This window comes from Sulfuracidifex metallicus DSM 6482 = JCM 9184, assembly GCA_032834875.1.
GTDB classification, from domain to species: domain Archaea; phylum Thermoproteota; class Thermoprotei_A; order Sulfolobales; family Sulfolobaceae; genus Sulfuracidifex; species Sulfuracidifex metallicus.
This window is the reverse complement of record CP135238.1, coordinates 1,965,705-1,989,292: the sequence shown is the minus strand read 5'-3', so window position 1 is coordinate 1,989,292 and position 23,588 is coordinate 1,965,705. Positions and strand designations below refer to the sequence as shown.

The 23,588-nt window shown below is 38.4% G+C and carries 18 protein-coding genes and 1 pseudogene; 1 reads left to right on the top strand and 18 read right to left on the bottom strand.

Going from position 1 to position 23,588, the window contains the following annotated elements:
* Positions 1-62 precede the first annotated feature (62 nt).
* The 10 genes from RQ359_RS10725 to RQ359_RS10680 form a co-directional block, all read right to left on the bottom strand.
* Positions 63-1,223: an MFS transporter gene (locus RQ359_RS10725; RefSeq protein WP_054838551.1), complete on the bottom strand. Its 1,161-nt coding sequence runs from the start codon at positions 1,221-1,223 to the stop codon at positions 63-65.
* Between the two features lie 43 nt (positions 1,224-1,266).
* Positions 1,267-1,536, bottom strand: a complete 270-nt coding sequence (locus RQ359_RS10720; RefSeq protein WP_054838550.1) for a hypothetical protein — start codon at positions 1,534-1,536, stop codon at positions 1,267-1,269.
* A gap of 215 nt (positions 1,537-1,751) precedes the next feature.
* Positions 1,752-2,168, bottom strand: coding sequence for a MarR family transcriptional regulator (locus tag RQ359_RS10715; protein ID WP_156016491.1), 417 nt, complete (start codon positions 2,166-2,168; stop codon positions 1,752-1,754).
* Complete coding sequence (locus RQ359_RS10710; RefSeq protein WP_156016492.1) at positions 2,101-3,750, bottom strand: MFS transporter; 1,650 nt, start codon at positions 3,748-3,750, stop codon at positions 2,101-2,103. Before RQ359_RS10710 ends, RQ359_RS10715 begins: the two co-directional genes overlap by 68 nt.
* 276 nt (positions 3,751-4,026) lie before the next feature.
* Complete coding sequence (locus RQ359_RS10705; RefSeq protein WP_156016493.1) at positions 4,027-6,033, bottom strand: DEAD/DEAH box helicase; 2,007 nt, start codon at positions 6,031-6,033, stop codon at positions 4,027-4,029.
* A 112-nt stretch (positions 6,034-6,145) separates the two neighbouring features.
* Entirely contained in the window at positions 6,146-7,228 is a 1,083-nt protein-coding gene (locus tag RQ359_RS10700; protein WP_156016494.1) for a tetratricopeptide repeat protein, read from the bottom strand.
* Between the two features lie 72 nt (positions 7,229-7,300).
* Positions 7,301-7,588: a hypothetical protein gene (locus RQ359_RS10695; protein WP_156016495.1), complete on the bottom strand. Its 288-nt coding sequence runs from the start codon at positions 7,586-7,588 to the stop codon at positions 7,301-7,303.
* Between the two features lie 110 nt (positions 7,589-7,698).
* The gene (locus RQ359_RS10690; RefSeq protein WP_054838544.1) at positions 7,699-8,028 is read right to left on the bottom strand and encodes a DsrE family protein; all 330 of its coding nucleotides are present in this window, start codon (positions 8,026-8,028) and stop codon (positions 7,699-7,701) included.
* A gap of 41 nt (positions 8,029-8,069) precedes the next feature.
* The gene (locus tag RQ359_RS10685) at positions 8,070-8,474 is read right to left on the bottom strand and encodes a hypothetical protein (protein ID WP_457921203.1); all 405 of its coding nucleotides are present in this window, start codon (positions 8,472-8,474) and stop codon (positions 8,070-8,072) included.
* 29 nt (positions 8,475-8,503) lie between these two features.
* The gene (locus RQ359_RS10680) at positions 8,504-8,887 is read right to left on the bottom strand and encodes a hypothetical protein (protein WP_457921202.1); all 384 of its coding nucleotides are present in this window, start codon (positions 8,885-8,887) and stop codon (positions 8,504-8,506) included.
* Positions 8,888-9,008: 121 nt separating this feature from the next.
* Between RQ359_RS10680 and RQ359_RS10675 the strand changes: the two genes are divergently transcribed.
* Positions 9,009-9,638, top strand: coding sequence for a hypothetical protein (locus RQ359_RS10675; RefSeq protein WP_054838541.1), 630 nt, complete (start codon positions 9,009-9,011; stop codon positions 9,636-9,638).
* Here the strand turns inward: RQ359_RS10675 and RQ359_RS10670 are convergent.
* The 8 genes and pseudogenes from RQ359_RS10670 to RQ359_RS10635 all read right to left on the bottom strand — a co-directional run bounded on the left by RQ359_RS10670 (position 9,635) and on the right by RQ359_RS10635 (position 23,585).
* A complete protein-coding gene (locus RQ359_RS10670; RefSeq protein ID WP_338117029.1) occupies positions 9,635-11,251 on the bottom strand; it encodes an ABC transporter permease subunit in 1,617 nt (538 codons plus the stop codon). The genes RQ359_RS10675 and RQ359_RS10670 overlap by 4 nt on opposite strands.
* Positions 11,251-11,949 carry an ABC transporter ATP-binding protein gene (locus RQ359_RS10665; protein ID WP_157042994.1) on the bottom strand — a complete coding sequence of 233 codons (699 nt, stop codon included), beginning with the start codon at positions 11,947-11,949 and terminating at the stop codon, positions 11,251-11,253. Before RQ359_RS10665 ends, RQ359_RS10670 begins: the two co-directional genes overlap by 1 nt.
* A gap of 205 nt (positions 11,950-12,154) precedes the next feature.
* Positions 12,155-13,456, bottom strand: coding sequence for an APC family permease (locus RQ359_RS10660; RefSeq protein WP_156016497.1), 1,302 nt, complete (start codon positions 13,454-13,456; stop codon positions 12,155-12,157).
* Positions 13,457-13,573: 117 nt separating this feature from the next.
* Entirely contained in the window at positions 13,574-14,917 is a 1,344-nt protein-coding gene (locus tag RQ359_RS10655; RefSeq protein WP_156016498.1) for a dihydrolipoyl dehydrogenase, read from the bottom strand.
* Between the two features lie 164 nt (positions 14,918-15,081).
* Entirely contained in the window at positions 15,082-18,510 is a 3,429-nt protein-coding gene (locus tag RQ359_RS10650; protein WP_156016499.1) for an MMPL family transporter, read from the bottom strand.
* A gap of 165 nt (positions 18,511-18,675) precedes the next feature.
* A pseudogene (locus RQ359_RS10645) lies at positions 18,676-19,100 on the bottom strand (hypothetical protein).
* Between the two features lie 131 nt (positions 19,101-19,231).
* Complete coding sequence (locus RQ359_RS10640; protein ID WP_083476965.1) at positions 19,232-19,798, bottom strand: DUF1404 domain-containing protein; 567 nt, start codon at positions 19,796-19,798, stop codon at positions 19,232-19,234.
* Positions 19,799-20,198: 400 nt separating this feature from the next.
* Positions 20,199-23,585 carry a molybdopterin dinucleotide binding domain-containing protein gene (locus RQ359_RS10635; protein WP_256202001.1) on the bottom strand — a complete coding sequence of 1,129 codons (3,387 nt, stop codon included), beginning with the start codon at positions 23,583-23,585 and terminating at the stop codon, positions 20,199-20,201.
* Positions 23,586-23,588 lie beyond the last annotated feature (3 nt).

Below are 23,588 nucleotides of genomic sequence, written 5' to 3'. Positions count from 1 at the left end.
TTTTTATTATCGTCGTCACACGTATGTCTGCTATCAGGTTAGGTATTCTTTAATTTCTCTTATTATCGACCTTGGTATATCTCATCTCCAAGGTTAGACCTTTTACTGAGTATAGCGATCGCTGCTAGCGAAAATACGACTAGAGGCTCTAACGATAGAAATGATTTAGAAATTCCTACTAAACTTGCAACATAACCTACTAATAACGGAGTAATTACTGCAACTATTGACATAAGGCTAAAGAATAAGCTATTTGCGGCCGATATTCTTTGATCTGGGAAGCCCCTACTCAATATAGTTAGAGAAACTGGATATGTGAATCCATGTGGGATCCCAAGTATAGCCATCCAAAGGAGAAATTGAAATAGAGAACTGGAAAACGAAATCCCAAGTAGTCCTATAAACGCAATTATCAGAGATATAGATATGGGAATTAACACTCTATTTACAGGTCGTACTACCATTAACATCCTAGAAAAGAAGGAAGTGAGGAAGTAAAGCGAAAACGAAAGTGCTACCATTTCTGTTGATATTCCCTTTGATATTTCTAAAACCCCTGCGAAGGTAGTTATGGCAGCAAAGGGCACATCGTAGGAAGTATTATTTATTATGGCTAAAATGAAGGGTAAACTCTTAACTACGCTAAGGGAGACTGTACCTCTAGAAGAGTGAGGAAACTTCAAGAAGAAAGATAGAACCGCAACGGCTATTCCGAAAGGAGAAAAGAAGAGGAATACCTCCTTAATTGGGTAATATCTCAGAATTACTGACTCTATATAAGGTCCGACTATTAGGCTCAATGAAAGCGCGACCGTGTACAAGGAGATTGCTCTTTCCTTTGTCTTTCTGTCGTTGATCTCAGACGACATTGTAATTACGTTAGGGAATATCATTCCTGCTGCCAATCCAACTATGGCTGAGTACAACCAAACTGAGATAGATGTAGAGAAGGAAATCAATGGAAGGATTATTCCGTATGCTATTGATGATATTCTAACTATCCACTTTCTGCACTTTGGGAAGTAAGGGTTTATTATTCCACTTGATATGAACATCGACGTTGATATAGTAGCAGCTAATATTCCTATTTCGGACGGATTAAACGAGAAATAATCCTTAACATATAGTGGTAATGATGTTATTACTATATTATTTGAGCCCCTAAGGAAGAATGCCAAAGAGAACATTAGGGATACGATATATATCTCCTTAGCGAACTTCACGACATAAAGACGTTAATTTGGCTCAAAAAGTCTTTCTAAGAGCTTAATTTACCCTAATTGCACCCTTTCTCGACGTTTCCTCAACTATGAAACTAACTTTATTTTTTTTCATTATCACGGTTATTGTAACCCCTCCCATTATTTCAATTTCAACTTTCTTTGGTGTCACTATTGTTGATCTTGCACGAAACTGAAGTGGCAAGCTTTTAATATCAAAGCCTGTACTTATCATGTATTCAATGAGCCTATCTGCAACTTCGGAAGAAGTACCATAGAAGATCTCAACAGATTTTTCGCTGTTATTCTTTCTCATACAATATAGTTTGAGAGGCAACTTTAATAAAAGTTGTTAAGCCGTAGTAGGTAGTATGGACATTATAGGAGAATCAGTATTATTCACATGTATGGAGATATATTTCTTTCTGTAAGTATTTTAGTTTTAGCTAAAATAAAAAGGAATTTTATTTTTAAATATGATGGTCGCAATTTATATACATCCACTGTAATGTAATATTTATAAATATTATGCTAACTTGAAGTTTCATGTGAGGTGGAGTTAAGAATTTCCTCCACTGTCTGGAAGAACTTTATCACTTCATCTTCATTAACTTCTTTTAAAACTCGTTCAATAAGGTATTTATACCTTATTCTAGTCTGATTCAATGTATTTGATCCCTTCTCCGTTATTTTCACGTATACGATTCTTTTGTCCTCTCCTCTGCTTCTCTCCAACAAACCTTTAGCTTCCATTTTATCTATGAGCTCAGTTGTAGAGGATTTACTTATCCCTACCATGTCTGCGATTTCTCCCATCTTTTTTGGCCCATCAGCGACTTGATAGAGTATCTGTACCTCAGTTACGCTCACGCCAAGCTGCTCAGCTTCTCTTTGCAACAGTCTCCTTAGATCCTTGAACCCTTTTAGAACCAATTCCCAATTTTCCACTCCTACCACCGATTACTGATATTAAACCTGCTATTATCGTAGCAATGAGAGATATTAATATTACTTCATCAAATCCTTGTATAAACGCAGGGGCTATAGCGTTAGCAAAGAAGCTTGGCTGTATTACTTTCGAAGCTAGCGTAGGAGACAATTGTGTTGCAAATGGAGATAATGGATCATATCCTAGTAGAGCAGAGAACAAAGCTACAGCTGCAGGCAAGTTAAATGTTATTCCTACTCTAGCTAAGGAAGATGGTAACGCGACAGCCATTCCGCTTATTATTATAATGAAATACACGCTTACACTAAGAGTAGATGCTGTATTACCAAGAGCTGCTCTCATTCCAGAGGCAACTCCTCTCTCTTGAGGGCTAACCGCTCTCATTATGTCTGCTGTATTAGGCGATGTGAATATTCCCATTCCAGCTCCGATTATGAATATAGCCGAGGCGAAGTACAAGTAATTAAAATCGTAGGGCATAACGTAAAGCATGAATAGACCTATTGCAGTGACTAACATTCCTATTCCTTCAAACTTAGTGGTACCAAACTTGTCTGATAGATACCCACTTAAAGGTCCAAATACTGCGTAGCCCAATAAGTTAGGTATCAGATAAATTCCAGCCCAGAAAGGTACGGAGGAGAATGAATAACCATGAAGGGGAAGCCATATACCTTCCAACAGAAGAATGAGCATTATAGTTATTCCTTGTCTAACCAGAGACGCTATCATGTTTGCACTAATGGAAGTTGAAAATAGCCTAGATCTAAACAGCTTCAAGTTGAACATTGGGTTAGGTATTTTTCTTTCTTCATAAAGGAATAATCCTAATAATACCAAAGAGACTGGCAGACCAATTATCACTATAGGATTTGTGAAGCCAAACTGAGACCCGTCATATGGAACTAGCATATAAGTAGCTGAGATAAGTAGCAATGTGAGAAATCCTCCGAACAACGCGTTATCGAGTACATGTATCTTCTGTGTGTTCTTAGTTCCTACGTCTTTCAACGTTAGGTAAGACCATATGGATCCAACTATACCTACTGGTACATTAACAAGGAATATAAACCTCCAGTCTATTGCAGATAAGACTCCACCCAGTATGAGCCCAACGATTCCTCCTATCAGCCCCGCAATTTGATTTAATCCCAATGCTTTTCCTAGTTCATTTCTTGGGAAGTAATCAGTTAGAACTGCAGAGCTATTTACCATAAGAAAGCCTCCTCCTACACCTTGTAAAAGTCTAAAGACTATAAGTTCTAGTATGCCTTGGTTTCCCGTTGCAGTTACAGAAGCTAATAGAGCTGAAGCTACTGTGAATATGACGAAACCCAAAGTGTAAAGTTTTGCCCTACCAAATGTGTCAGATATTCTACCGAAGGTTACCACTAAAGTTGAAGTGATGACCATATAACCGAGGATTAGCCATATCAAATACGCCAACGCAGACGGGTTTTCAGGATTGAAATTAAGGCCAGAAAAAATCGCCGGTAACGCTATTATTATCATGTTATAATTAGCGAAGGCCATGAATATTGCTATTGACGTATTAGTTAACGCTAGCCACTTGGACTGCATAGATAGTTCTATACCGAACTAGTTAATAAGCTTTTTAATAGTCAGGTGTCTAACTAATTAATTTTATGGTTAATCATTTTAATATATTTTTTATATTATTAAAATAAAGAATATATGTGAACACAGCGTATGGATACTTTCTAGCCAGCGAAGTCTATTCTTACAATTTTCTTACAATTACTAAACAAATTATATTTCTAATTAAAAGAAGTCGTATCATTTTTGATACAGAATAAACCTACCTAATTACCATATTTAATAATATGCCAAGGTCTTTTACCCTTCTTTCCCTTCACGCTGTTCGTCTTTCTTGTCATTTCTTCTGATTTCATGAATCTCACTCATTTCCTTTCCCAATTCAGTGATATATCCTCTTCTTAGCAATTCCTCGTAAGTGTCTGATCCGAACTTTCTCAATATTTCTGATTTCTTCACAACTTTTCCTCTGTACAGTTCAATACATCTCATCATATCGAAAACTACAGGATCGTTACTGTAGAGTTTCTTGCATAAATCAGTGTAACCTTTGTTTATCATCATGCCTTTAAAAGAAGGTGAACCCATCATAATGCATACATCAACATCATCTACGCAGTTAGACTTTGTTACCATTTCCATCGCAGTCCCCCTATCTATACCTAGTTCAACTATTTTCCTGTATTGATAAGGAACTCCGTTCTTTACTGAGACGTAAAACCTCAACACGTCAACGTAACGGGGATTATTGAGAGCCTTAAGCACCCTAAAATAAGCAAAAGAGATCCATCTAGCGTTCGAAATGACCTCTTCGACGTCCTTAGCGCTAAGTTTAGCGCAGATGTTGTCTATGGAATTACCTGAGGTCCATTCTCTAAGCAGCTTCTCCCCCTCTTTGCAACCTCTCAGGGAGGATAACACGTCAGGTGAGTTCGCAATAGTTACTGCTATGTCTTCCTTACCTTCTAAGTCTAGTCCTCTTATGGAATCAACGTCTATGTAACTTAAAGATACGGCAACTCCAAGCTGACTCAACTCGAATTTATCGTTCTCCTTGACTATCAAATTCATTGTGAGTAACTTTTCTATATATTCATGGACCTTCCTTGATTCTTCTCTAAATTTTAGGCTTTCATTAAGGATCTGAGAGATCTCCTCCTCAATGGCTTGCTTTTTCCATGATATTATTCCTAAGATGAGATTTTCTGTTTTTCCTTTCTTTGAGCTGTCTTTTACCTTAGAGAGGAAAAACTTTTCCCAGAACTTTTCAGCTTTCGTTAGCGTATCAGTAACGATAACAGCCATTCCTTCCTTGTCGAAGGAAGGCCTTCCAGCTCTTCCTGCTATTTGTCTGAACTCCATAGGGTCAAGATCCCGCCACCCAGTAAAGTTCCCTTTATCATCCACGACTGGGAGTACAGTGTCGTAAAAGATCGTAGAATAAACTGGGAGGTTTACTCCTTGACCTAGGGCTGTGGTAGAGATTAAAACGTTTACCTTTCCCTCCTTGAAGTCATCCATAACTTTCTTTTTCACGTCGAATTTCAACCCGCTGTGATATGCCTCTGCCTTTATTCCGAACTTTAATAGGGTCGACTTCAACTGTTCTGTAGATGCTCTACTTTTAACGAAGACTAGACAGTTCTTGTTCAGTACTCCAGTAACATACGAGAGAACTCCAATGAGGACACCCAACTTGGAGTTATTGAGATTAGGCACATCGAGTTCAGCGTCAAATCCATTGTCGAAACAACGTAAAACATAAGGATAAGCAACGCATTCATGTAAGGGCACAGCTCTCTTCTTAACCTCTATAACCTTAGCCTTTAACCAAGAGGAGTATTCCTTAAGGTTAGGTAATGTAGCACTAAGAGATACTGTAGAAACACTGTTGGATTTAGCCCAAGCAACTATGCTCTCTATTGGGATACCCCTGTCTCCTTCCACGTTATGTATCTCATCTATAATTACCATATTAACTTCGCTTAGCCACTTGTATCTGTGCCTGATTGCACTGTCAAACTTCTCATACGTTGCTAGTAATACTTCTCCTGAAAAGTTTCTCAGATCATTCTCATAAGCTTCAGAATCAGCGTAAAATACTCCCTTCCTTTTGTCCTTAATATCAAAATAGACCTCTCTAGACAATGCCTTTAACGGTGAAACGTAAACCACGATCTTATCCCTTGAGAGAAGAAGACTTTTGGCCAAGTGAGTCTTACCGGAACCGGTTGGTGCTACAATTAGATAATTCTCACTGGAAGAAGGAGAATATTCTTCATAAAACAGTGAAAGTAAATCTTTCACTTAACTGCTTACGTTATACCTATTTAAAAGGCTTCCGCGTTCCTTGTAAAGGATATAATTTAGTCTTATGCGATTTTTTCCTTTGATTTGAAAACAGGACATTCTAATAAATTTAACATTTTAAGTTGTTTAATTCTCCTATTTTCTCTTTTATTAGGTTAAAATTGGAACATATGATTCCCTTTCCGCATTCCATTTTACCTGTGATTTTGTATATTAGAGCACAAGACAAAGCCTGAATTAAGCCGTTCTTAGAATTCTTAGCCTTTATCATTGCTTCCCTAGCCTTATCCAACGCATCTTTATCTTTTTTCATTTTTTGTAAAACTAAAGCTATCTCGAAAGTGACTTCAGATTGGCTATGTCTACATAACATTTCTGATTTAGAGAGATCTTGAAAAGCTCCTTCCAAATCTCCCTTTTTTTCCTTTATTACTCCACTGAAGAGGTAAGTTCTCCAATCTTCAATTCCTTTCAATAAATCTAAAGCTTTGCCGTAATCTTCCTGCAAGTCGTAGGCTTTGCTTAAACAGAGGCTAGCTTCAACTCTTTCAGGTTCAATTTTTTTCCATTTTTCACCTATTTTTTGTAAGGAAATGCCATCATTTAATTTGTCACAAAGTTCCAGAGCAATCTCGTCGGGAATAACCTCAACATCATTCAATAAATTCAGACTTTCTTTATAATTGCCCCTTTCTATTTCCATCACAGCCAAGTTGATTAAAGCCTCTTGATTCTTTGGGTTGAGTTCCATAGCTTCACGAAAAAGTTTTTCAGCCTCATCCTTCTTTCCCAACCAAGAATAAATTATGCCTTCGCCAACCTTTCTAGTTGAAGGATCATTTAATTTCTGAGCCTCAGCCCATGCTAGGTTGATTTCGTTAGCCTTCAGGAAGCAGTTAATTCTGGCTTCGGTAGCTAAATCATCCTGTAAATCTTCTAATATTTTCATACAAAGATTGTATCTTTTATTATCTGCAAAATACATCGCAGACGTTATGGCGTACTCTTCTCCTGTAGCTTCATGCAACCTTTCAGGGGCATACTGCATTATAAAACTCAGTACATCTTCTCTGTTAGTTTCCTTGTATACTTCGATCAACATATCAATTCCTTCCTTGATTTTTCCGCTGTGAATTAGATCCAGGGCGCCCTGGATCTTCAGCTCAGTGTGGTTGTAAAGTTTCTTTTCCATAGAAGAAAAGCTTCTTAGCTATATTTATTTTGAGCTAAAGAAGGGCATATTTTTCTTCTCTATTTCCTAAACTCAGTAGAAAATTATTATTTTTTCTGGCTTTATTTTAAATGAAAAAAACTCATACACTGTAGTTGAAGGATACATTCTCTCTAAAACTTGCCTTGCGTTATCAACGAGATCCTTTCTAGACATATTTCCAACAATGGCGAAAACCTTTGACTCATCATGGAACATCCTAGAGATGTATCTGCTTATATCTTGAACTATTTGCATGTTAATTTCGTGTTTTCTCTCTACGCCGAGTGTGTTCAAAAGATCCTGAACGCAATCTTCAATGTCGTTAACATACTCTAACATAAATAAAAGTCTCATTTTACTCTAAAAAGATTTTCGCTATTTCTCATGTATCTAGTTCATTACCTAAATAGATTAATCTAGTAGTTTAATTTATTATAAGAAAGGATTATCTAGAAAGTTAATACGGTATAACCAGAATTGATATACTTAGCCATTCTTTCTCCTATAGGAGCTAAGGTTATTCCCTTGTCAACAATATCGTCCTTTATTCCTGCCTTATCTGCGGAGTAAAAACATACTGAGTCAATAACGCCTGCCATAGACAATTCCTCCAAGTTTGTGGAAGCCTCTTGACTTAATGTTATAAGATTCTTGACCGCTTCTCCCAGGAAAATTACTTTGACGTCTTCATATCTCTTGTTCTTGTATGAGTTAAGGGCTATGGTTATTGCACTTTCCAGCATTTCCTTTGAATATATTAAGAACAGAACTTTAACCATGGACAACACTCCATATCTTATTCATATAATATTTATTTAAATTAATTTTCCTGTTTTTTCCTCGAACTAAGATATCTTTCGAACTCTTCCCTTGTTGGTATTCTCCATGCTACAGCGTAAGTGGCTGGAAATACAGGTTTCCTTAATTCAGAGGTAAGGATTAGCTTATCGCCTTCGCAAGTTTTCTCAACTGGGACGTTCATAACTACGTAATTGTTCCAAGCGTTCATTGTTGGTGAGGTAGAAAAAACCCCTAGTACGTATTTTTCTTCCTTCAGAGGATAATTTAAAGGAAATCTAACAGTTATTCTAGCAAACAGCGTCGGTTCTATTATTTTGAAGCCCTCTAATTCAACAGTTTCTTCCTCGTCGTTTTCTCTGAACATTCTATGTAGATTTAGATCCATTTTTGTAAAGGAATATTCCTCAACATCTCCGGCCTCCAACGGAGGCTCGTAGTTGAACCTCAGCCTTACTATAATATTTCCGCTTTCACTGATCTTTTTTTACTGTCTATTTTACATTTCTTTCTATAATAGGATTTAATCTTAATTTTTGGGTCTATTGATATGTTCAAAACGGCATCATTTTTAAGCTTAACATATTCTATTATTCTTTCCCTAGTCTTTATTTCCCTTAAAGCGATAGCCGTGGACTTTACCGTTCTTGTGACATTACCTTGAATGTCAACATCAATCAATAGCTCACTTTCGCACATTAGGAAATTTGAGAAGGGTGTTAATTTATCGAAATCTAGAACTCTTAAATCAGTTAAAAGCTTGAGTGTATTGCTATTACATTCATTTCCACTGCTGATTTTCTTTATACATTGTCTAAGTTCTCTACATTGATTGCCCATTCAGGTTAAAAAGTAATTCTCAATATAAAAAACTAATTCTGTAATTACATAGTCTTTAACGTTTAAGTATTAAAAACTTTTAATAATAATATATAAAAATAAGTGTTTAATTATTTTAAATATGGAAGATCAGTGTGAGGAGCTAAGCCAAGCCTTAAATTCATTTAGCGTAAATCCAAGGAGGTTTAATAGTGCCTACATAAACTTTTTGCTTAAAAACAGAGTTTTGAAGAAGCATGGAAATATCTATATTGTTATAGATAATAAGGTATCATTATATAATTTTTTCACTAAAATATCCCTTAACTATGAAAAGGGAACATTATTTTATAAGTCAAGAAAATGTGTTATCAGGGATACTGATCTTATTTTAATACCTTTATGCAACGAGGAAGTTCAGTTCGATCATGTGAAAGTTAAGGTCAATGGGTTAAAACTTGCCATAGACACTGTTGAAAAGAAGGTGGGGGAAATAGTTATCAAGACATCTAGAGCCATAAATGCTGGAACTGTTATTGAAGTAGAAATGAAAATTAAATCAAATTGTAGGAATCTATGTGTATACTGTGAGCTTGATAAGATAATCGATGTTATCTTTAAGGGCAAGGACAGCATAAAGATGTTTGTAACTCAGAACGTTATGATGGAAGATAACAAAAGCCTGGTTGAGGAGAAACAAGGGGAGAATGGGAAAGTTGAATTCAAAATTAGGAAATGTCCTAGAGGCTTCACGTACATATTTGAACCTTAGGCAGCGTAAATCCCTTCCTCTGCTACGTATTTCTTCCTTGCTATCTCCATTAGATTTCTGGTAAATAGAAGGGCATATATCACTACGATAATTGCAAATAAGAAAGAAGCCCATGATCCTAGTGCTATATTTCCGCTTGCCGTAGCTTTGTCTATTATTGACATTATACCGTGAGTTGCCACAAGGCTATAATTGTTGTAAATATCAGGCCAATACTCACCTATTGCAAGTCCTCCCCATGCACTGTTTACTGTTGAAGATATCCCTGCTACCAAGTATGGCATCGTGCCTGGCAGTATAATCTTCCTCATCTTAGTCCAGTAACTCATGTTATAGTTCTGCATTACTTCCCAGTATTCTGCAGGCAATGCCTTAACTCCCATCCAGAAGCTGAAGAATACATAATAGAAAGTGCTAATGAATCCCAGGAGTATTATGAAGAACTCGTTCCTGAAGGGACCTAGGAAATTTACGTAGCCATAAAGGAAGCCGAAGAGAAATGGGAAATACGCTGGGGCTGGGAAAGCACTGAAAGCTTGTATTATCGGTATAAATATTCTATCTGCCAAGTTGTGTATTGCTAAATAATATCCCAAGGTTATTGATAAAAGGAAAGCTAACCCCGTTATCAAGCCAACTCTAACGTAATCATAACCTAGACCTATCAATATAGAAGGCGTTTGTGAGAACAGTGAAGACCAAGTGGATCCGCTTACAGAATTTATAATGCCATATGCACCATAAATTATGAATCCAAGTAAGAATATTCCTATTATCGCACCTACGTATTTTATCCATGACTTACCCTTTTCCTCCTTGTCGTATTCATCGTCGTCTGGTTTTGTGTATTGTAACCTGTTAACGTACATGGACAGCCTCTTCGCTGGAGAGAGTGTATTTATTATTCTAGCAGATCCGCCAAAGTGTATTCTACCTTTTCTAGATATCGGTATGTTGTTGTCAAGCCCATACTTCGCTACGGCGTAGTTTGAGAACTCCCTAAGTAGAAATACTATAATTGTAGTGGTAATACCTAGGATTAAGAGGGAAATTCCAACCAAGTAAAGGTCGTTCTCATTCATGAACTGAGTTATCACAGCGCCTATACCAAAGGTTTGATATGTGTGAACTCCAACCGAGAATACCTCGCTGACCGTTATGTAAAACATCCCATCGGAAAAGCTTGGTAACAAGTTCGCGGCTATTCTGGGCATTGAGAAAGGTATATAAACGTTCTTTAACTTAGCAAATAAGCCCATTCTATAATTTTCGACTACTTCCAGCATCTCGCTAGGAACAGTCTTAAAGGCTTGATACTCTCCCATCCAAATGTTCCATACTACTGCAGTAAACACCAGGAAATCAGCTGCTAATTCCACCCCCAGAGGTCCTCCTATATCCAACACGAAGAAGAGTAATACTATCGGAAAGAAGGAGAAAACTGGGACAGATTCTAGTACCTCAATTAGGGGTATATATATGTTCTCAAACGTTTTGCTCTTCACAGTAGCATAAGCCAGAAACCATCCGGAGATTATGGAGAAGAGAATCAAGCCAAGGACTCTACCAGTAGTTGCAAGAGTCCCTAATGTAGCTAGAAGGTAGGGATTTATCACTTCTTTTCACCTTTCACAGGGATTGGAGTTAACAAAGAGAACAGCTTGTCCATGTATTCTGAGAATCTATGATCATCCTGTTTTCTAGGTCTGGGTAAATCAATGTATATTTCACCTACTATCTCTGCAGGCCTACCGTTCATAACATATACTATGTCTGATAACTCTACGATTTCCTTCAAGTTATGTGAAACCATTACGACACTGTTGAGGCTACTTTCCTCATTAAATAATATATTGTATACTTCATTTCTCAATCCCTCTGCGGTTAGCTCATCTAGATGACTGAAAGGCTCGTCCATAAGTAGAACAACGGGATCTACAGCCAGGGCTCTAGCTATGGCTATTCTCTGTCTCATACCTCCGCTCATCTCCTTTGGGTAGAAGTCCTCGAATCCTCTAAGTCCTACTAATTCAAGCATCCTCCTAGCTATTTTCTCAGCTTCCTCTTGACTTACCTTCTTCACGCTCTTTACTGAAAGGGCCACGTTCTCAAGTGCAGTCATCCAAGGGAAAGTCACTATGGATTGATGTATTAGCGATATCTTTGGAGTAGGTCTTACCACCTTCTTACCCAGGAGTAGAACCTCCCCTTCAGAAGGGGCAACGAATCCTCCTAAATTTCTTAATAGGGTAGACTTTCCAACTCCAGATGGTCCTGTTATGGAAACGAACCTTCTCTCTGGAACGTCAATATTTATGTGGTGAAATACCTTGTACTGGTTCTCGTAAAGGAAGCCTAAGTTCACTGCTTTCAGTATCGTTCTTCCATCTGATGCACCCGAGCTTTTCTCTTTGACCAATACCTTTAAATCTTTCTATACAGTTGGCTATATTATTTCCCTTTATATAAAAAGTACATAATATGCTAACTAGCCATCATGTAATTCCACCTCATGTCTACGGTTTTATCTGACGTACAATTTCCTTTTCTCTCATATCCTTCAGAATATAAGAAACTAATAGGACTAAAATAATAATTATAATGTTTATAGTTAAAGCCTCCCTAGGAAAGCCAAGGATCAACGAGATCAACATGAGCGTAGATGCTGCGATCGTAAAAGGAAACATTGGCATTCTATAACTTCCACTCATCCCTTTTCTTCTGAAGTGCAGTAAGGCTAGGTTACTCATTATAAAAGAGAACATAAGCCCAAAGTTACTTATTGAAGCTATTACGTAAACGTTGCCCGCAAAAAAGGTAATGAAGGCTATCGTAGATGAGATTAAGGTAGCAACAGGAGCTACGTCCTTTTTCTCGTTATATTTAGATAAGAACTTGGGTAGTTTCATATCAACGGATATCTGATACAGAGTCCTTCCAGAAGCTAGAATCATAGCTAGAGTAGCAGACGTGGTTGCTATCATACCTCCTACGTCTACTGCTATGTGTATCCAGGCTGGTGCATGGGAATAAGCTAGGGCGAAAGAAAGCGGATCAGCGTTTACATTGAATTCCTTAACTGGGACTAGGAATATCATGGATAAGGCTACCATAACGTAAAAGATCATACTGATAAGAACAGAAAGTACCACTGCTTTAGCTGCATTTTTAGGTCCTCCTTTTACATCATCAGCGAATGAAGTTATTACCTGAAAGCCTGTATATGCGAAGAAAATTGCTATGCTAGACGAAAAAAATGGAAGAATAGAACTTTGAGATTGGGTGGACTGAAAGTGTGAAAGCGAGAAATGAGAAGAGGCATAAACAATTGCGAAAGCTATGAAGAGGGAGAGTATCGATAATTTTATCATTACTAATACTAGATCAGCCTGGGCTGCCTTCTGGATGCCGATCAAATTAACTCCAGTTAACACGGCAATCAACATTGATGCAAAGATTAAAGTAAGTGCGGGATCCCCTAAGGTCGATGAAAGGTAAGACCCGAACCCCTCAGCTATGGCCGCTATAGAGGTTGAGAAGCTAAAGTAAACCATAATGCCAGTTAGGAGTCCTAACTCATGGCCGAAAGCCTTGAAAACGTAGGAATAAGTTGATCCTTTCTCATGTGGAAACATTGTAGTCAATTCTCCCAAGGACATAGCTATTAGAACGCTGAGAAAGCCAATGAAAAGAAAAGCTATTATGGAATATGACCCTGCAAGGGATATTGCTGCCCCTGAGAGTACGAATATCCCAGCTCCAATTATAGCACCAAGGCCTACTGCTGTGGCTTCAATCATGCTAATGCTATTGGACATAGAACCTTCACAAGCTTTAATGAGATTTTTTACATAAGTTGTTATTTCTCTCTTTTTTTCCTACTTCTCTTCTTTCCTTACTTTTTCTTCCCTAAATTCAATCTCTTTAGTATAGTATTATCCTCTCTTTACAATCATAGCTTTTCTCATTAACGAAGTTATGTCTTCTAGCTGTGTTGGATGAGGTTGACTTAACCTTGCCATCTCGTATGTAGTCATTCTTTGCCCCACTGCCAAGGATAGCTCTCCAATTAGCATGTCAGCGTCTTGTCCAACTATTTGTGCCCCAAGTATTCTTTGACTTCCCTTTTCTATTATCACGTCGATCCATCCCTCGGCTTCTCCCTCTATTTGAGCCCTAGAGTCTTTGCTTAGATCGAACCTTCTAACCTCAACTTCAAATCCTGCTTTTATGGCATCCTCTCTCCACATTCCAGTCCATGCTACTTGAGGATCACTATACACTGCAAAAGGAACAGCATGATAGTCCATCTCTACCACCTCCCTTCCTCCTTCTAAGATATTTTGTGCAGTTACCCATCCCTCTAAAACCGCAACATGAAACAGCATGAATCTGCCGTTAATATCTCCTGGAGCGAAGATGTTTTCAGTAGTAGTAGCCATTCCATGAGTTACTTCTACCTCTCCCTTTTTTCCTAATGGAACTACGCCGTTAACTCCTTTGACGTTAGGTCTTCTTCCAGTCGCCACTAATACTTCATCGAAAGTCCTCTCTCCTTTCTCAGTGATAACCTTCTTCCTTCCGTCCTCGGTTTTCTTAACTCCTATAGCTCTTTCCTTCACTATTTCTACTCCGTTTTCTTTGAGTCTCCTTTCTAGCAAGTCTTGAATCTCTTGAGATACGTTAAGCAGGTGAGATGCAAATAGTGTGACTTTCGACCCAAACTTAGCAAACATTGAGGAGATCTCTACTCCTATGTAACCTCCTCCTACTATTCCGAACTTCTCGGGAACATTCCTTATTTTCGTCTTAGGCATAAGGAGTTCATGTGTAGTTATTCCATCCTCAAATCCCTTTGGAACGAAAGGATCTGCTCCGGTTGCTATTACAACGTACTTAGTGCTGTATGTTCTGTCTTCAACTTTTACATGGTTAGCGTCTAGCATGACTCCCTCCTTTCCGAGGAAAGTTACGTTTTCATGCTCTTTCACCTCTTGATTGTGTTGAATGAAGCGGTTTTCCTGAACTAAATCTTTCCATTCGACTAATTTCTCAAAGGAAACTTTTGCGTTCAAGAAAGGTAACTTTTTGCTCTTTTCTATAAAGGATGCACCTAACCAGTAGGTCTTAGAAGGTATGCATCCCTCATAGAGGCAGTTCCCTCCTAAGACGAATTTTGGATCCAACATTAGAACCTTCATACCTCCTCTAGAGGTTTCAAAGGCTGCTGTATAACCAGCTCCTCCAGCACCTAGAACTATTACATCATAGTCGGTCATAGAGTTATATAATAGACGACAACTAAAAAATCATTCTTATCTGTAATTCACACTTTTTAAGGAAAAATGTATAGTGCATACATTAATGTTGTTAATGTAAAGAAAAGCTAGATGTAAATCTAATTATCCTGGGGGAAAGCCGCTGTTCTTAAGGTCAGAGTGTTTCACACTATCATTTTAGGTCTGCTTTTCAGTTTCCTGTAAACTAAGACTATGAGAGAGGGAGCCAAATACCTCCAAAGTAGGGTAGTCTCTAAAACTGCCGCCACAGCTAGCGCAAAGCCAATTTCCTGGAGTATTGCCGCACGAACTAGCATTAAAGAACCTAAAGTTCCTGCAAATATTAGTCCTAGAAATGCAATCGTAGTTCCTATTCTTTTTACAGTAGTATGGACAGCCTCTTCCATTGTGAGACCCTTTTCAAGCTCCTCATGTATTCTCGCAACTAGGAATATGTTGTAGTCCATTCCTATTCCTATTATTATGGCTACAAGTATAAGCGGTATCACGGCAAATATCCCAACACTTTCAAATATTACCCGTTCCACAGCCAATGTTATTGCAACAGCTGAAAGTATTGTAAATAATATTATTCCAGCAATTGGGAAAGATCTAGTTATTATCACAAGTATTATATACATTGTGATGGAAATTAATGCTACAATAGTAAAGAAATCTGTGTTAACGAAATTGAGAATATTATAAGAATCAACCGGCCCACCTCCAACGTAACCACTCTTTCCAACCTTCTGAATTACGTCGTGGACTACTTGGAACGCATTGTTGGAGAACGGAGGATATTTTTGGTTTACTACGAAAAGCATGTATCCATGAGATATATATTCAGTATAATTGTAATTCTTCAAGGAACTCTGGTTAACCAGGAAACCATCAGGAGACACCGGGCTCTGTACCGCAGTAACCCCTGGTATGTTAGACAAGTTCTCGTATATCGCATATGCAGTTGAATAACTGAAGTTTCCCGGTATAACGACGCATATTGGGAACACGTTAGACGTAGTTAAGGTTTGACTTAGAACGTTTATTCCTTCAGTAGCGGGTGAGGAAGGCAAGAGACCAAGTATGTTAAACGTTAGAGGAGTTCCCATTGCTGCTATCACTGAAATAACAACTATTGCTACTACTATCCCTGCCTTAACTCCGGCATTGCTGTACTTGCCCTTGACTTCCTTTTCCTTCTTTTCCCTTATTTTTCTAGGGAAGAAAAGCTTGTCTCCTACAGCTGCAAGGAGGGATGGGAATAGCGTGATAGAAGTTAACCAAATCACTATAACAGCTAACATTTCAGCTATTGCAGTGTCTGAGAAGAACGGAACGTTGTAGATGTAGATGAACAGGAAAGATAGTGCTACTACGAAAGCAGTGATTGTGACTGCCTTTCCTCCCCATTTAACGGTCTCTATTACGGCGTCATTCTTTTCTAGTCCTTTCTCCCTTTCCTCTATATAGCGGCTCGCCATGAATACAACGTAATCTGTACCAAGTCCTAAGGCTAAAAGCAGAACTTGGCTTGGAGTTAAGAAGTCAACAGTTATGCCCAAGGTCTTTATTACAATTAAATAAATTACATCTGAGGCAACAACATAAGCAGCTAAATATATAGTGAGTGGTACTAAAGCAGCAATTATGCTTCTAAAGTAAATTCCAGTGAGTATAATAGCTAACGCAATCCCAACTGGTATAGCTATTGCAAAGGCTGAAGCTCCAATATTTCCTATTACGTGAGACACCGGCTTACTTCCAGTAAGGTATATCTTACCTGTGAAAGAAGGCATATGAGACTGAACGTACTGTTGTATTTCCTGTGTTTCCTTATATGTAACGTTCCCAGAAATTGCAACTAGTAAGTAAGATCCATTGTAGAGTTGGTCCTTAACTCTCTCTACGGGCTCTACTGGGAATTTGTTTGAAACTATTGCTGAATAAACTATTGATGCAGGCGTAGCGTTTTCCTTAACTCCTTTCAATAGATACTTGTAAAGCAAAGTAACGTTTACTGATAGCTCAGGGGATGCGTTACTGAACGAACGTGATATTAGGCTTGCGGCTAATGGATAATCTTGGGAAGAATTCAACAATTCTTCAGCTAACTGCTTCGTTGTCATGTTGAATTTAGAAAGCAAGGAATCTAACTTATTGAGGTGGCTAGAGAATAGGTATGCGGTGAGGTTATTTAAATCCTTGTACCTCAGTAATGAAACGTAGAACCATGAAGGAATTCCGGTCTTGTTTGACGCCTCATTAGATATCAGAAAAATTAGACCCGTGGAGTTAGAAGTTAATACTTCTTTAACTATAGTTGGAGAGACGTTAGAAACTGAGGATAGATATGAAATTGCAAATTGTAAAGGCGTGTAATTCAAATGAAGGTAAACTTGTTCTATGAACCGCGATCCAGAGGCGTTAACTTTGCTTTCCAGTATTTGTGCCGCTATTCCAGTGAAATTCTCTGAACTTAACGTTTGCATTAGTATGGGATAGCTTATGTTCGTCTTCTGATGAAGTATTTTCAAGGTAACGTTTTCTGGCGATTCAATTAAAAGTGATTTCGCAATATAGATAGGTACGTGATAGGTTTGATTGAATAGATTTGCTACGAAGTCCTGAATGGTGGTTACGTTCTGGAAATCGGAGAAGTTAAAGGACTTCGATATACTTATGGCCAGGTTGTACTCTTTAGTGTTGGAGAACGTTTGATTAACTGCTTCAGGTATCAAATTCAACGCAACAAGGTAAGGATTATCTCCAACTCTGAAGGAGGAGTTCCAGTCACTATCGAAGTTAACAAAGTATTGTCTTGCAGTTCCGTTGACTCCTTGATATGTCTTCATGAAAGCTATGCCGTCAGCTAAGTTTACGCTTTTAGTCTCGTTGTAAGCATTCTCCCAAACTTTGAGGAAAGTTAGAGGTACTCCGTATTCAAGTTTACTTAAAGTCTCAATCGTAGAGTTTAACTCAGTCTCGTTTCCTTTCAGGTATGTGAAGTTCCTTTCTAAACCTAGTCCTTCTTGGTGAAGTGCTTCCAGCTTCTTTGAAGTGGAGTTAAGAGCTGAGGATACGTTGACGAATTTGGACTCAACTTCAGATGCCGAACTATTAAGTTTCTCTAATCCATTAATCTTAGCAGTCAGGTTTGTATAAGTATAGTTTAGCTTTCCTTCAGTTTGAATTTCTTGGGAGGAAATATTTTTGAAAGTCTTAGCTAGGCTTTCTGTAGCGTTCAACCCTTTAGTTATTGACGAATTTAAAATTCCTTTCTCTATAGTAAAGAAATCTGAGATTGATGCATTTCCATATTTAGTGAAGTTTGCAAAGAAACCAGAGTATTGACTTATGTTACCTTGTATAAAAAGAAGAGCAGATGCTGAAGATGCTCCTCCTATATGAAAGTCCTTTGAGACTATTTGTTGGGCTTGTTGTGCGGTGCTTCCAGGAATAGATATTGTAATTTGATTTGAAACAGAGTGAAAGAAAAGGGACGTAAATGGAGCTGCTATTATAACTATCAAAATCCAGATCGCCACCACGACATACCATTTAGATGCCTCGAACGTTCCCAGTTTGTCAAACATATGAGGGTATGATATACTTGTCAATAAAAGCCTTGCGTTAAGATATATCTTTACTTTTAAGTGACCAAATAAACATTGGTAGGAATTAGAGACAAAAAACTAAAATAATTTCCTTTTCATTTAAAGAAAAAGGTCTTTTTTACAACCTAATAAAAAAGTTCCTCTTTATTTATGGCTTGGCTGATTTTGCTCTACAGTCTCCTTCGATATGGTTTTTGTGTTTCTTCTCTCTATAAACCATAATCCAATGGTACCTAAAGCTAGAATCACGTCTAGAATAAGGGAAATCTCTACATAAGAGTTGAAGGGTAATTTCTTTCCTATGAATAGAGCTGGTCCAAATCTAGTTTCTGCCAAAAGGACGAAGTCTATAACGTAAAATATAGTAATCAGTGGGTAGGAATACCTAGTACCTTGTATGAGTAGTACTGATGCAACAATCGCTAGGGCTGCAGTGAAACCGAAGAATGTCTCATACACCATTGTAGCTGTAGGGTTTTTGGTAATACGGCGTGTGTTAAGACTAAATGGACTCCAGCCCATAATGATGATAAGATTGCTAAGATCCATCTAAACCAAAGCGTATTCATTTCATATCACCTAAACACTCTTAAAGTGACAGATTTAAACTGTTTTTCCCAAATTGCAAGTTCAATGAAAAGGATTCTTTTTTATGGCATAAATAATAATTAATTTTTAATAAGTAGTAGTTTTTTAACTTTCACATTAGCTTGAACGTTGTCCTCAAGAAGTTAGCTATAGCTATCAGGAATATTACGAACATTACGAAGAACATGGAAAGCCCCGTTAAGAACTCCTGTGATTCAGGGAAGGGAGAGAAAGGATAAATTATGTTAGAATAAGGAGGCCATCCTGCTAGAAGTAGAATTGCTAGTACTGTGTCTGCCCCCATCCATGCAACCAAAAGGGAAAGCTTAAATCCATTATTTAGCGAACTGAGGGATCCTCCAGCCATTATGCCTCCAATAATTAAAGTGGTGTCGTTTAAAGCCCTAAACACGGGAAATGCAGCTGCAAGGGCGAAGAAGTAAGGAATGTGCCAGAGAACAGCTAGGAATATGCCGCCAAGCACTGAGATGGAGGGTAGCTTTAGCAGTTTGTACGCAAGGAGGAACCCACCTATGAAGAGGGCGTAATGGCTTAACATGAAGAGGAACTCTAGATGGCTTTCCTGAATCTCAGTGTATGGGTTCACAGCAAGTGCTATCAAGACTATGGGAGCTATGAGATTGCTTAATTTGACTTGATCTTTGTTCAATGCTTTCATAAGTAACATAGAGGACGAGGAAATTATAACATTTTGCTAATTATTACAACCAGAAAAGTCCATTTATTTTTCTTGTATAAATTAGTTTAATATTAGTCTAAATCTTTAAAAAGCAGGAAAATGAAAGAGGTGTGATATTTAAAAGGAAAAAGAGAAGTTTTTTGTGAAAAATGCAATTGAGTTAACCTCAATTTATTATTTTAAGGTTATATTTAAGGGAATTTATATTATGATAAATGGTATTGAATCAGCGATGAAGGTAAGAGATTAGAATACTAGATAACGAAAATAAAGGTTCATTATTAAAACTTAACGCAGAGAGTAAACGTCATATTCATACGCTTCAATTACTAAAAATAGATAGAAAGAATGATATAGAAGAAGACAAGATAAAAAATCTTTAGCTTGATCCTGATGATGGAATCTGGAATTGCACGGGTGCAAAAGTTATAGTCTGTTTCTGTTCAGGTGGTAAGGTCCCTATCTTCTGTATGTTTACCCATGACCATTTTACCATTTGATTAGCTGTAACTGGATCCACTGTTACTGTTGTAGTTTGATTTGCGCCTGGTTTCACTTCATATGCCATTGCAATGAATAATTGTCCTGGAGGAACAGTGTTTGAGATCCAAACTATTCCGTCTAAAGAACCATAATCATTGTAAGCTTGAATTATATCTCCATTTTGCAAACCTTCATTAGATGCGTCCTGGGCGTTCATCATGATAATGGGCTGAGGAACTCTCCTTAATATATCTGGAATCTGGTAGTCAACCCATCCTGACTGGAATATTATGTTCCATCTTCCGTTGTTAGCCCAATACTTATACTTGCCCTGAAGCGATGCAGCATAGCCGAATATGCCTACATATGGAGTGGGGAAGGGATTGAATCCGTTTATCACGTAATTCGCTAAGTCGCTAAGAGTAATTCCAAGGGTAGACTGTAACTGACTGTTATCCATGTATTGTACTTGCCTAGTTATAAGCGGTAGGCTAGTGTTACCCACCGTGATGCTTTTGTTAGGATCAACCGTTACCATTTCTACTCTAGCTTTTCCTGCAATCAGAGGCTCTGCATAGTTCACCAGACCATACATAGTAAAACTGCCGTCCGAGTTGGTTGTCTTGCCAAGAATGGGAAGTTGAACTCCCACAGTTCTAGCCATCTTTAAGTCATTTAGGTCAATTGATCCCCACCATGGAGTCCAGTGTGGCACTACATATCCGTATGGCCATTTCGAGAAGTTTGAAGGTCCATTAGCTACATAGTAGTTCCAGAGACTATTGTAAATATTAAACCAGTTATAGTCGTAATAGTTCTCTGAATAGCTGGAGAGGGCAGATAGAGATAGAGGTGCGGAATTGGTAGACATGTTGCTACTGAGATAGCTCCATATCTGATTAAATGCTGTATATAGCCTTTGAGCTTGAGGTGAGTTCTGATTCCCTTCCGCTACATACATCTGATAGATATCATACGCAATCATTGCGTAGATCCATACGTCAGGCATTGACATACCTAAGGGAGAGTGATAGACATCGTCTAGTCTAAGCCTTCTGTCATGTCCGTCCCATCTTATCTCGTAAGTCTCTCCATGGTTAGAGGCTGAAGGTAGTATCAAATGAGCAGCATGCTTTAAGAGGTCATTCTGTTCTAGGAAGATATCGTTGCCAACTACGAATAGCGCTCCAGATACGCTATTAGTTCCGCTTAAGCAGGATATAACAGCATTAGCGTATTGTTCAGAGGTAGGGAAGTTAGGTAATGTAGCACCTACTGCGGAAGTATCATAGTTGGGAGAAGTTCCAGCACCTGACGACGAGGATGGAATGCCTAGTCCTGCAGTTTGCTCTACGCATTGTTGTAATAAGTGTGATCTGTTGTCTATGACTTGGCTAAGCTTCTCTCCGCTCATGGTCTGTTTATATGGATTCGCAGTAAACATCCAAAGCATCTTTCCGTATCCACTGTAGATCAGGTAATCTATGATTGGGTTGTACTGATATATCTGTGGAATTCCACTTGAAGTGTATTGGCTATAGAAGTTCTTTATGAATTCAACGATGGCAGTCCCGGTTACTGTCTGTCCATTTGACTGTATCTGAGCTGGCACGTATGTGTGCATCGAGATGAAGAATTGCCTCCCTTGGCTTAAGTTGCTCTGCCATGGAGGTGGTGGAGGTATGGGGAAAGCTGCACCTCTCTGGTGGCCAAATCCCGTAGAAACTCCACAGCCTGGCCTTCCAGATAGGGCTCCGGTAATGATTCCAAGGTTGGCTACAGCATAAATAGGTGTGTAATTACCAGACCATATTATTCCCTTTTCAAACTCTACAAGTACTCTATTGTAGTAAGTATTGCCGTTGCTTCCCATCTTTGGTTTAGCCAACATATCGCCCATCTTCTGTATAATATTCTGAGGTACTCCAGTTATTGAAGATGCTTCTGATAGCCATTCGCTTAGTGTCTTTGACTGCAGGTATTCAGTGTAATATTTATAAGTTGTTTGATTGAAATTAAAGCCGTTAGAGCTAGCAGATTGATACATGTTGATGAAGTGACTTATTACATCTGGGTAGGTGTAATATATGTATGCTGCTACAGCATTTGCCAGTTCAGAATCAGTACCTGGGTTAACTTGGACGTAAAGGAACTGATCGCTGTTTCCATTCATTGCATCTTGTATACTCACGTTCAATTTAGCTGCCACGGCATGAACTGTTTCAGAAGGTCTTGCTTCAACTATTATTATGTTACCTGGAGCAACAGGCTCTCCTGGATCGAACCATTGTTTCTTCCTGTCCAAGGTTGCCCCTCCGATGTTGTCGAATATGTGCTGTATTAGGTTAACGGTAGACGTAGCATATTCGTTTATTCCCCATAGAACAAGAACATCGGATATGCTTATATCAAGCATACTTGCAGTATCAGTTCCATTTCCATTCGTAGCCTCCTCTAATGCATCTTGAGTAAAGGAGAATGCAACCTGATAGTGGAATCTCACGAATGGTGTAGCTAATCCCATATGAATGAACAAGCCTGGCATTAAGTTACTGAATACTCCTCCTCCTTGCCCTCCTCCGTGATCTGCTCTAATTGCTAATATCTGTGTGGCTGCTGGCCCCACTGGACTAGGATAGTTGACTGTCTCATTATCCATGTAATATTTTGCGATCCTAGCTGCTACATCAATAGCATAACTCCATCCAACTGGTTGAAGACTCCCGTTCCATCTTATTAGGGGAGTCTGTATCCTTGTTGAGAAAACCTTGAAACCAGCAGCATTATCGTTGAAAGGGCTCCAGTTCCTCAATGCATTCTTTCCACCTCTAGTAGAGTAGTTTCCCTCATTTACTGGGCACTCAGAACTCGGCACTTCAAGAATATATACGGGTTCCCAGTTATTGGTCTTAGGGTTGAACTTAATCGTTTTAGAGACCATGGACTCCCCTATCCACGGCGTACCGTAATTCGCACCCAAAGGAATTACGGGGCTAGTATAGTCAGCTTGATAATTTACAAGGTTTCTGTTAAATACTTCGTCATTCATATTGTATACGACTGCGTTCTGCCCTTTGGCTGGACCTCCTTCCTTATACGTTGGGAATACGAATATATCATAGCCACACCCGACGTTACAGAACCTACAAGTAGCATGATATATTTCAGCGTCTGGTGGCGGAAGTGGAATTCTAGAATTCTGAACCGGTGAAGTTGTAGAGCTGTTTGATGAACTATTTGAGGATGACATAGCTTTCTCAAGTATTAAACGAGGTTTAGTCATTTA